The sequence below is a fragment of the Caulobacter sp. Root1472 genome, from assembly GCF_001426985.1.
In the GTDB taxonomy this organism is placed as follows: domain Bacteria; phylum Pseudomonadota; class Alphaproteobacteria; order Caulobacterales; family Caulobacteraceae; genus Caulobacter; species Caulobacter rhizosphaerae.
In genome coordinates, this window is record NZ_LMFX01000052.1 from 139,600 (window position 1) to 150,669 (window position 11,070).

General features: G+C 68.6%; 8 protein-coding genes. 5 read left to right on the forward strand and 3 right to left on the reverse strand.

Annotation, left to right across the window (positions count from 1 at the left end):
* Positions 1 to 39 precede the first annotated feature (39 nt).
* Both ASD47_RS25890 and ASD47_RS25895 read right to left on the reverse strand, forming a co-directional pair.
* On the reverse strand, positions 40 to 1,275 hold the full coding sequence (locus ASD47_RS25890; RefSeq protein WP_056762906.1) for an acyl-CoA dehydrogenase family protein: 1,236 nt from the start codon (positions 1,273 to 1,275) through the stop codon (positions 40 to 42).
* 127 nt (positions 1,276 to 1,402) lie between these two features.
* Entirely contained in the window at positions 1,403 to 2,518 is a 1,116-nt protein-coding gene (locus ASD47_RS25895; protein ID WP_056762910.1) for an acyl-CoA dehydrogenase family protein, read from the reverse strand.
* Between the two features lie 135 nt (positions 2,519 to 2,653).
* Here ASD47_RS25895 and ASD47_RS25900 point away from each other — a divergent pair, with 135 nt between their 5' ends.
* On the forward strand, positions 2,654 to 3,220 hold the full coding sequence (locus ASD47_RS25900; protein WP_056762913.1) for a hypothetical protein: 567 nt from the start codon (positions 2,654 to 2,656) through the stop codon (positions 3,218 to 3,220).
* Between the two features lie 4 nt (positions 3,221 to 3,224).
* Here the strand turns inward: ASD47_RS25900 and ASD47_RS25905 are convergent, their stop codons facing one another.
* Entirely contained in the window at positions 3,225 to 4,157 is a 933-nt protein-coding gene (locus ASD47_RS25905) for a CPBP family intramembrane glutamic endopeptidase (protein WP_056762916.1), read from the reverse strand.
* A gap of 156 nt (positions 4,158 to 4,313) precedes the next feature.
* Between ASD47_RS25905 and pepN the strand changes: the two genes are divergently transcribed.
* The 4 genes from pepN to ASD47_RS25925 all read left to right on the forward strand — a co-directional run.
* Positions 4,314 to 6,917 carry an aminopeptidase N gene (pepN, locus tag ASD47_RS25910; protein ID WP_056762919.1) on the forward strand — a complete coding sequence of 868 codons (2,604 nt, stop codon included), beginning with the start codon at positions 4,314 to 4,316 and terminating at the stop codon, positions 6,915 to 6,917.
* 173 nt (positions 6,918 to 7,090) lie between these two features.
* Positions 7,091 to 9,625: a PAS domain-containing sensor histidine kinase gene (locus ASD47_RS25915; RefSeq protein ID WP_056762921.1), complete on the forward strand. Its 2,535-nt coding sequence runs from the start codon at positions 7,091 to 7,093 to the stop codon at positions 9,623 to 9,625.
* Between the two features lie 7 nt (positions 9,626 to 9,632).
* Positions 9,633 to 9,953, forward strand: a complete 321-nt coding sequence (locus tag ASD47_RS25920) for a low molecular weight protein tyrosine phosphatase family protein (protein ID WP_056762923.1) — start codon at positions 9,633 to 9,635, stop codon at positions 9,951 to 9,953.
* A 180-nt stretch (positions 9,954 to 10,133) separates the two neighbouring features.
* Positions 10,134 to 11,070, forward strand: a 937-nt coding sequence (locus ASD47_RS25925; RefSeq protein ID WP_056762926.1) for an IS481 family transposase, incomplete at its 3' end; no start/stop codon positions are given.

The window sequence follows — 11,070 nt, forward strand, 5'->3', positions numbered from 1 at the left end:
GCCGCACCTTAAAGGCGAGTCATGTTCGATGAACCGGAGTCACCGGCCCGTCGGCATGTCCTTGAACGCCACGTCCTTGTCGACCCGCACGTCGCCGGGCAGGCCGAGGACGCGTTCGGCGATGATGTTCTTGAGGATCTCGTCGGTGCCGCCGGCGATCCGCAGTCCCGGAGCCCACATCAGACTCTGCTGGAACGCCGCCTCCATGGGGGCCAAGGACGGATCGGCCAGGATCCCGTATTCGCCCAGGGCTTCGACCGCGGTGTTGGCCAGGTCCTGCAACTGGTTGGCCGAGATGATCTTGCCAATCGAGCTTTCCGGCCCCGGGGTCTGGCCGCGCGACAGGGCAGTCATGGTGCGGAATCGCGTGAACTTCAGCCCCTGGGAATTGACGTACCAATCGGCCAGGTTCTCGCGGAACGCCTGGTCCTTCAGCGCCGGGCCGTTGACGCCCGGCAGGCCGCGGGCCAGTTCCATCACTTGGCGATAGTCGGGTCCGGCCGAGCCGCCGACCGCCAGGCGCTCGTTCATCAGGGTGACCAGGGCCACCTTCCAGCCATCGCCCACCGCGCCCACCCGCTGGCTGTCCTTGACCCGCAGGTCGGTGAAATAGACCTCGTTGAAGTCGCGCCCGCCTGACATCTGGTGGATCGGCCGACACTCGACCGCCGGATCGCGCATGTCGATCCAGAACATGGTCAGCCCCTTGTGCTTGGGCACGTCGGGGTCGGTGCGGACCAGAACGATGCCGTAGTCGCAGTAGTGGGCGCCGGTGGTCCAGACCTTCTGGCCGTTGATCACCCAATCCGCATCGGGGCCGTCGCCGTCCCTGACGGCGCGGGTGCGCAGGGCCGCCACGTCGGAGCCCCCGGCCGGTTCGGAGAACAGCTGGCACCAGATCTCCTCGCCCTTCACGGCCGGCGAGACGAAGCGCTGCTTGGTGGCGTCGTCGCCAAAGGCCATCACCGTGGGCACGCACATGCCCAGGCCGATCGTGAAATAGCCGTAGGAGACGCCCGCCTTGGCTTCCTCCTGACTGAAGATCACCGACTGGATCGGCGTGCCGCCGCCCCCGCCGATCGCCGCTGGCCAGGTGATGCAGGCGTAGCCCGCCGCGGCCTTGCGGGCCTGCCACGCCTTGGCCGCGGCCATGTGCTCGGGGGTCGTCGGCTTGGGCTCGCCATGCTCGGTGCGATGGGCGGCGGCGTTCTCGACCAGCCAGGCGCGGGCCTTCTCGCGATAGGCGGCTTCCTCAGGGGAGTCGTTGAAATCCATTTTGGTTCTGCTTCCGTGGAACCGCCCTTGTCCTTCGACAAGCTCGGGATAGGGCTATGGGGGGCTCGGCGGTCACCTTCGAAATCCTCATCCTGAGCCTGTCGAAGGACGAGGATTTCGACGCCGCCTAGGCCGCGTTCTTCTTTTCAAGCTCGCTGACCAGCCGCTCTTTCCAGAGCTTGGGCGATCCCGCCACCAAGCTCAGTTGCCGCGAGCGGCGGTAGTAGAGGTGGCAATCGACGTCCCAGGTGAAGCCCATGCCGCCATGCACCTGCACGCTCTCCTTGCTGGCGAACCAGAAGGCGTCGGAAGCGGCGATGCGAGCGGCGGCGGCGGCGGTCGGCAGCTCCGGCGCGTCGACGTTCAGCGCCCAGGCCGCGTAGTAGGCGTTGGAGCGCGCCACCTCGTTCTTGACGTACATGTCGGCCAGCTTGTGCTTGATCGCCTGGTAGCCGGCGATGACCCGGCCGAACGCGTAGCGGCCCAGGGCGTACTCGCGGGCCATCTCCAGGCAGCGGTCGGCGCCGCCCAGCTGTTCGAAGGCCAGCAGCACGGCCGCGCGATCGAGGATCGCCTGAGCCAGCGCGAACCCTTGCCCCGCCTCGCCCAGCCGATCGGCGACGGCGCCGTCGAAGGTCAAGCGAGCCACGCCGCGGGTCGGATCCAGGCTTTCCAGGGTGTCCACCTTCACGCCCCCAGCCCGCAGGTCGACCAGGAACAGCCCGGGACGCCCGCCTTCGTTGGCCAGCACCAGCGCCATGTCCGCCGCGTCGCCGTCGGTGACCGGGATCTTCGCGCCCGTCAGCTTGCCGCCCTCGACCTTGGCCTGCAGGGCCGAGGGCGTGATCACGCCAGGACCTTCCGAGATCGCCAGGCAGCCGATCAGCTCGCCGGCCGCAATGCGCGGCAGGATGGCGGCCTTCTGGGCCTCGGTCCCATGGGCCATCACCGCCTCGGCCAGGACGTAGACCGTCGAAGCGAACGGGATCGGCGCCACGGCCCGGCCCAGCTCCTCGGCGATGGCGCACAGCTCCACGCGGCCCAGGCCCAGCCCGCCGTGCGCCTCGGGAATGGCCGCGCCAAGCCAGCCCTGCTCGGCCACGGCGCGCCACAGCCCGGCGTCATAGCTTTTAGCCGGATCGTCGAGCACCCCGCGCACCACGGAGGACGGACAGCGGGCGGCGAGGAACTTGCGCGCCTCGTCCTTCAGGAACTTCTGGTCGTCGGAATAGTCGAAATCCACCTGGACTTCCTCCCTGGCCGCTCTCATGGCGGCGTCGGACGCACGATGAACGATCGTTCGCCCGAGGGAAAGATTGACCTCGCGTCAAGGATTTCAGGTTCTTATGGCGGCCCCGAACTCAGTGAGAACGCGTGCGTGGCCAAGACCGTCTTCCAGCGGAACCAGAAGGTGTGGGTCGAGAGCGTCGGCGCCTGGGCGACGATCGAGAAGATCGTGCCGATCTGGGCCAAGGGCTTCGACGAACCCGTACGGGTCACCTACGACGTCGGCCTGGGCCGCGAGTTCGCCGCCCACGAGTTGAGGCCCGAAGACCGCGTCGACGGGAGCGACGACGCCGCCACGGCCAACTGGCGCGTCCTGCGGGCCCGCAACAAGTGGCAGCAGGAGAGCGACTGCCTCCACCATCCCTATCCCGGCACCTATCCTGTGGTGGTCACCGATCCCAACGATTGGGGCGGCTGGCGCACGCCGGGGGCCGAATACGACCGCGATCCTCGCAAGATCGAGTTCCAAGCCCGGCTGATCGCCGCCGCGCCGCAGCTCCACGCCCTCGCCCGTCAACTGGTCGAGCTGGCCGCCGACCATCCCGAGGACGCGCCGCCCGCCCTGGTCGCCCTGGCTCAGCGCGCCTCGGCGATCGAGCGGAGCTTGCACGAAGTGCCGGCGGCCGAGGTGGCCCTGGGCGTGGTCGAGGCGGGTTGAAGCTTTAGTCGAAGACCTCGACAATCGGCTGAGCCGTTTCCGAACGGGCCTGAAAGTTCCCCTTCTTCCAGGCCTGATAGAGGACGATCACGGCCACGCCGGTCCCGATCAGCATGGCCGGAACCGACGCTTCGGGACCGAACGCCCCGCCGCTCAGCCAATCGGGCGCGCCGGCCTTGGGTGCGCTCAGATAGAGGCTCTCCTGCACGGGTATGCCCGACACCCGCGCGCCCCAGATCCAGCCCTGCGTGAAATTCCAGGCCGCGTGCACGCCGATCGACACCCACAGACGGCCGGTCAGCAGGTAGAACGAGGCCAGCATCAGCCCAGCCTCCACCGCGATGGCGACGGCGGCCACGGGCGTGGCGTTGGGATTGGCCAGGTGCAGCGCGCCAAACAACGCCGCCGACAGGGCCAGGGCCGGCCAGGCTCCGAAAGCTCGCATCAGCAGCCGCAGCACAATGGCCCTGAAGATCAGTTCCTCGAACACCCCCGAAGCGACGCCAACATTGATCATCGCCAGGGGCGAAGAGGCCCGCGGACCGGAAATGTCGTAGAGACCGAAGGCCAGCAGGGCGGCGACCACGGCGCTCAGCATCGCGGCGCCGACCACGAGGCCGACCAGAAGCTCGGGTGCAGCCCGCCTCAAGCCCAGTTCGGCGGGCCAGCGGCCTTCGGCCAATCGCACCATCCCGGCGTACAGCCCCAGCCCGACCGCGCTCAGCACCGCGACCACGACAAGGCTGAGCGGCGTGGCGGCGGCGCCTCGGGCGGGCTCCCCCGCCTGGCTGGCCACGGCGTAGAAGAGCATGAAGAGGGCGAACAGCAGCCCGCCCCAGCCCAACGCCCGCAGCCAGCGCAACGGCCCCGGATGCAGGAAACGGCGCGCCCCGATGTCCAGGCCGACCGCCGATGATGAAACTTCCGTACGCCACATGAACCGGGTCCCCGAATGCAAGGGGACCTTTGGTGGGTTCGCGCCAGGGTTCAAGTGACGAACAGTTTAGGTAAGACCGCTGTCGCGCCTGGACAAATCGACGATCGGGCCAAGTGCGCCCTCGCCCCGCTCCCCGTCCTTGCCTACATTGCTGGGATGCGCACAGACACGCCCCAGCCCGTCCGGCTTTCGGACTATCGCCCGTTTCCGTTCCTGATCGAGACCACCAGCCTGGAGTTCCAGCTTGATCCCAGCGCGACGCGGGTCAAGGCGACCCTGAGCATCAAACGCAGCGGCGACGCCGCCGAGCCGCTGGTGCTGAACGGGGAGCGCCTGAAGCTGATCTCGGCGGCCATCGACGGCCAGGGCCTGAGCGCCAACCAATACGCCCTCGACGCCGAACACCTGACGATCCACCAGGTCCCCGACGCCTTCGAGCTGACCACCGAGGTCGAGATCGATCCTTCCGCCAACAAGGCGCTGATGGGCCTCTACATGTCCGGCGGCCGGTTCTGCACCCAGTGCGAGGCCGAGGGCTTTCGGACCATCACCTTCTTCCCCGACCGCCCCGACGTCCTCAGCCGATTCACGGTGCGGATCGAGGCGGACGCGGCGTTCCCCTACCTGCTGAGCAACGGCAATCTTTGGGAAGGCGGCGAGGTGGACTCCAGCCAGCCGGACGGCCGTCACTACGCCGTCTGGAACGACCCCTTCCCCAAGCCCGCCTATCTGTTCGCCCTCGTCGCCGGCGAACTGGACGTGCTGGAGGACAGCTTCGTCACCATGAGCGGCCGCACGGTGGCGCTGAAGGTGTTCGTCGACCCGGGCCAGGCTCCTCGCGCCGCCTATGCGCTGGACGCCCTCAAGCGGGCGATGAAGTGGGACGAGGAGGCGTTCGGCCGCGAGTACGACCTGGACCTGTTCATGATCGTCGCCGTGCGCGACTTCAACTTCGGGGCCATGGAGAACAAGGGGCTGAACATCTTCAACAGCTCCCTGCTGTTGGCCGCGCCCGAGACCGCCACTGACATGGACTACGAGCGCATCGAGAGCGTCGTGGCCCACGAATATTTCCACAACTGGACCGGCAACCGCATCACCTGCCGCGACTGGTTCCAGCTGTGTCTGAAGGAGGGCCTGACCGTCTTCCGCGACCAGAGCTTCAGCGCGGACATGCGCGGCGAGGCCGTCCAGCGGATCAAGGACGTCAAGGCCCTGCGCGCCCGGCAATTCGCCGAGGACGCCGGTCCCCTGGCCCACCCGGTGCGCCCCAACAGCTACCTGAAGATCGACAACTTCTACACGGCCACGATCTACGAGAAGGGCTCGGAACTGATCCGGATGCTCAAGACCATCCTGGGCGCCGAAACCTTCCGCAAGAGCCTGGACCTCTATTTCGAGCGCCACGACGGCGAGGCGACCACCGTCGAAGCCTTCATCGCCTGTTTCGCCGACGCCTCTGGTCGCGACATGAGCGACTTCTTCGCCTGGTACGAACAGGCCGGCACGCCGGCGGTGTCGCTGGCCCATGCCTATGACGAGACGGCCAAGACGCTGGAGATCACCCTGACCCAGTCGACCGCGCCGACCAACGGTCAGCCGATTAAGCGCGCCCTGCCCGTGCCCGTGACCATCGGTCTGCTCGACGGCGAGGGCGAGGTGCTGCGCGACAGCGAGGTGGTCCTGCTCGACGCGCCCGCCAGCACCGTGCGCTGGGAGGGCGTTGAGCGCGCGCCCGTCATCTCGGCCCTGCGCGGCTTCTCGGCGCCGGTGAACCTGACCACCGACACTCGGTCGGTCGACCGCTATGTGCAGTTCGCCGCCGACCCGGACCTGTTCAATCGCTGGGAAGCCGGCCAGACCCTGGCCCGCGAACTGGTCCTGGGCCGCGCGGCCGGCACGCCCGACGAGGTCGGCGAGGAGCGCTACGCCGACGCCCTGGGCAAGGCCCTGGTCGACGACGCCTCGGATCCGGCCTTCAAGGCCCTGCTGCTGGCCCTGCCCACCGAGGGCGACCTCAGCCTGGCGGTCGATCCGGTCGATCCCGCCGCGATCCACGCGGCCCGCGTCCACCTGAAGGCCGTCATCGCCGTCCACCTGGGCGACCTGCTGCGGCGGCTGCACGGCGACCTGCAGAGCGGCGGAGAGTTTTCGGCCGATGCTCGGGCGGCCGGCAAGCGCGCCCTGCGCAACGCCTGCTGCGACCTGCTGGCGGCCGACCCGCACGCGGTCAATGTCGACCGGGTCGTTGGCCATTTCGAAAGTGCGGCCAACATGACCGACGCCATCGGCGGGCTGTCAGCCCTGGTGGCGATCGGCGGCGCACCGGCCGAGAAGGCTCTGGCCGCCTTTCACGCCCAGTGGCGGCACGAGCCGCTGGTGCTGGACAAGTGGTTCGCCGCCCAGGCTCGTGATCCTGGCGAAGGCGCGATCGGCCGCATCCTGGCCCTGACCGCCCATCCCGACTTCGACGCCGGCAACCCCAACCGGTTGCGAGCCCTGGTCCAGGGCTTCTCCAGCGGCAATCCGGCCCGCTTCCACGACGAGACCGGCGCCGGCTATCGCTTCTTGGCGGACCAGATCCTGGCCGTCGACGGCTTCAATCCGATGACGGCGGCCAGGCTGGTCGAACCGCTCGGGGCCTGGCGGCGCTACGTGCCTGAACTGGGCGCCCTGATGCGCCAACAACTGGAGCGCATTCGCGAGCATGTGGGCCTGTCGAAAAACGTCCTGGAGCTGGTGTCCCGGGCCCTGGACTAGAAATCCCGTCCGCGGGCGGCGAAGTCTGGGATGATTCTTCGGCGCCACAGTTGCGACTAAAGGGCCCATCCCCGGCCAAAACCAAGGTTCGGCGGTGACGCGGCCCTTTGGCGTGCGGTAGATTCACCATGTCGGCGAAGTGACTCGCCAAGTGTTTGCGGGAGCATTGGGCGTTGGAGCGTGGCGGGGCGAGAACCGGGAGGCTGGCGGGAGCCGGTCTTTCGGCGGCGGGCGCGGCCCGCTCGCGCGCCGCACGGTCGCCGTCCCAGGCCTATGTGCGTCTGGCGATCCTGGCCGCCTTGCTGCTGCTGGCGGTCTATACCGCCTTCGGCGTGAGCCGGCTCAAGGACGAGGCCAATACACCGCCGGGCGGCGCCGGCCTGGCCGTCCAGGCCAAGCTGGTCGCAGCGGCCGCCGAGACCAACCTGGCCGCGCAGCGGGCCGGACTGTCGGCGGCCTCCGACCTGCTCCAGCGGGAGCCCAACGCCCCTATCGATGCGGCCGAAACGGCCCTGCGCGCCGCGGGCGGCGAGGCCATGGCCGTGGCCGTGGTCAGTGCGACTGATGTCTTGGCCGTCGCCGGTCGCGATCCTTCGGCCGACTGGAAAGTGGCCGCCCGTTCGGCCGGCGCCTCCGGCCGTAGTCTGTGGATCGGGGGCGGGACCACCGGCCGCCTCTATGTCGTCATGGCCACGCCCGTCGCGGGCGGTCGCGGCTTCGTCATCGCCTCCAGCGACCCCGTTCGCCTGATCGCCGAGCCCACCAAGGGCGCGGTCAGCGCCCTGATGCTGTCCGACGGTCGGATCCTGGCTTCAGGAGGACGGTCGATCAAGGGCGCGACCGATCTGCGGGAGGCGTTCTCGCTGTCCCTCGACGATCTTGGATCCAGCGCGGCCGCCCTGCGCGGGCAGTCGGTCGATGGCCAGGCTCTCGACGTGGCGATCCAGCCCCTGGCCCAGGGCGACCTGCTGGCGGCCGCCGGCGCCCAACCACGCACCGTGGCCAATGTCGACCGCCAGGTCATGGAAGGCGCCTTCTCGCTGCTGGCCCCGCTGGCGGTCGGCATCGCCCTGGCCCTGATGCTGATGCTGCAGAGCCGCCGCGTCGAGACCGCCCAGCAGGAATTTGTCGACAGCGAGCAGCGGTTCCGCCTTGCCGTGGAAGCCGCCCGCTGCGGCATCTGGGAGTGGGAGCTGGGCGGCGACCAGGTGTTCATGTCCGACGTCACCGGCGCGATGTTCGGCTGGGGCGGCGGCGGCGTGGTGCCGGGCCAGGAGTTGCTGGACCGAGTCTCGGTCGACCATCGCGACAAGGTCCGCCAGGCCCTTGCCAACGCCGCGACCTATGGCGCGTTCGACGTGTCGTTCCGAGTCCCGGCCCGCGACGGCGGCCGCGCCATCTGGATCGACGCCCGCGGCCAAGGCTTCGGCAAGCCCGGCGAGGACGGCTATTCGCGGATCATCGGCGTGGCGCTGGACGTCACTGAGGAGCGCCTGGCCCAGGCCCGCGCCCAGGCCGCCGAGAACCGGCTGCGCGACGCCATCGAGAGCGTGTCCGAGGCCTTCGTGCTGTGGGACCGCCAGGGCCGGTTGCTGATGTGCAACCGCAACTACCGCAACGTCTTCAACCTCGAGCCCAAGCTGCTCAAGCCCGGCGCGCCGCGCAACGAGGTCAACCGCTTCGCCGCCCTGGCCATCAGACATGACCAGCCGGCCCCCGACGGCGCCAAGGGCGTACGCGAAGCCGAGCTGAACGACGGCCGCTGGATCCAGATCAGCGAGCGGCGCACGGCCGAAGGCGGCCTGGTGATGACCGCCGCCGACATCACGGCCATCAAGAACCAGGAAGAGGCCCGTCGCCTTAACGAGGAGCAGTTGCAGCACGCCGTCGCTGGCCTGGAGCGCTCGCAGGAACAGCTGGCGGAACTGGCTCGCAAGTACGAGATGGAGAAGGTCAAGGCCGAGGGCGCCAACAAGGCCAAGAGCGAGTTCCTGGCCAACATGTCCCACGAGCTGCGCACGCCGCTGAACGCCATCAACGGCTTCTCCGAGATCATGATGAACGAGATGTTCGGCCCGCTCGGCGACCAGCGCTACAAGGGCTACAGCCTCGACATCCACAATTCCGGTCAGCACCTGCTGGCCCTGATCAACGACATCCTCGACATGTCCAAGATCGAGGCCGGCAAAATGAACCTGAAGTTCGAGCCGCTGAACCTCGAGGACGTCACCGAGGACGCCGTGCGCCTGGTGCGCAATCGCGCCGAAGCCGCGGGCCTGAAGCTGGAGATCGACTTCCCGCCCCTGCCCGAGGTCGAGGCCGACTACCGGGCCGTCAAGCAGGTGCTGCTGAACCTGCTGTCCAACGCCATCAAGTTCACGCCCCGCGCCGGCCGGGTCACGGTCCGCGCCGAGGTGCGCCGCGACCCGCTGGGCGAGCGGGTGCGGGTCTCGGTCACCGACACCGGCATCGGCATCGCCGCCGAGGACCTGGCGCGCTTGGCCAAGCCGTTCGAGCAGGTCGAGAGCCAGCACGCTAAGACCACCCAGGGCACCGGCCTGGGCCTGGCCCTGACCAAGTCGCTGGTCGAGATGCATGACGGCGCGCTGGAGATGACCTCCACCCCCGGCGAAGGCACCACGGTCAGCTTCATCCTGCCAATCAACCAGAGCGGCCTGTCGTCCCTGCGCGACTTCGCGGCGGCCTGACCTTCGGGTGAAGAAGGTCCTGTTCGTCTGCAGCCAGAACAAGCTGCGCAGCCCCACGGCGGAGCAGGTGTTTTCCACCTGGCCCGGCGTCGAGGCGACCTCGGCTGGGACCAATCACGACGCGGAAGAGCCCCTGACCGGCGAGCTCGTCGAATGGGCCGACCTGATTTTCGTGATGGAGCGCACCCATCGCAACAAGCTGTCCAAGCGTTTCAAGCGGCACATCAAGGGGCGGGTGATCTGCCTGAACATCCCCGACGACTACGCCTTCATGGACCCGGCGCTGGTGACCCTGCTCAAGGCCCGGGTCGCCCCGCACCTGCCCTAGGTGTCGAAGCTATGAAGGTTGTTCACCCGGGGAGCGGCTGAGAAGCTGGGGTTGCGAAGCTCCAACCTTGGCCGGAGGTCTCCCCGGATGAACGTGTCGAAGCTATGAAGGTTGTTCACCCGGGGAGCGGCTGAGAAGCTGGGGTTGCGAAGCTCCAACCTTGGCCGGAGGTCTCCCCGGATGAACGTCCACAAGAATGCTCGGCTGACGCCTGTCGGTCGAGCCCTGATGATTTCCCGGATCGAGCACCAGGGCTGGCCGGTGGCGCGAGCCGCCGAAGCCTCTGGCGTTTCCCGACGCACGGCCAGCAAGTGGCTGCAACGGCACCGGCGGGGCGGCGAGCGAAGGCATCACGACCGCAGCTCGGCGCCGCGCCGATGTCCGCGCAAGACGTCGGCCCAGGTGATCGGCCAGATCGAGGCGCTGCGTCGTCAGCGGCTAACCGGTCCGGCCATCGCCCAGGCGCTGGGCATGGCCCGCTCGACGGTGGGCCTGATCCTGCGCCGTCTGGGTCTGGGCAGGCTGTCGGCCTTGGATCCCAAGGTCCCGATCTTTCGCTACGAGCGCGCCACGCCCGGCGAGATGATCCACCTGGACATCAAGAAGCTGGGCAGGTTCAACGTCGAAGGCCACCGCGTCACCGGCGACCGCCGAGCGGGCCGCTCGCGCAAGGCCGGCTGGGACTTCCTGCACGTCTGCGTCGATGACGCCTCGCGCCTGGCCTACACCGAGGTGCTGCCCTCCGAAGGCCAGCACGACACCACCGCCTTCCTCGAACGCGCCCTGGCCTGGCTCGCCCGCCACGGCGTCGCCGTCCAGCGGGTGATGACCGACAACGGCTCGGCCTATCGCTCCAAGCTGTTCGCCAAGGCCCTGCAGGCCGCCGGAGCCCGCCATGTGCGAACCCGGCCCTACACGCCCAGGACCAACGGCAAGGCCGAGCGCTTCATCCAGACCAGCCTGCGCGAGTGGGCCTATGGCCGCCCCTACGCTTGCTCGGACGACCGCGCCAAGGCCATCAAGCCGTGGACCGACGCCTACAACCTTGCCCGCCCACACGCCGGCATCAAAGGTCTCACACCCTGGCAGCGTGTGAACAACCTTCTTGGAAACGACA

Coding starts and splice junctions, on each gene's coding strand:
- ASD47_RS25905 (WP_056762916.1), bottom strand. CDS start 4,157: ATGTGGCGTACGGAAGTTTCATCATCGGCGGTCGGCCTGGACATCGGG.
- pepN (WP_056762919.1), top strand. CDS start 4,314: ATGCGCACAGACACGCCCCAGCCCGTCCGGCTTTCGGACTATCGCCCG.
- ASD47_RS25890 (WP_056762906.1), bottom strand. CDS start 1,275: ATGGATTTCAACGACTCCCCTGAGGAAGCCGCCTATCGCGAGAAGGCC.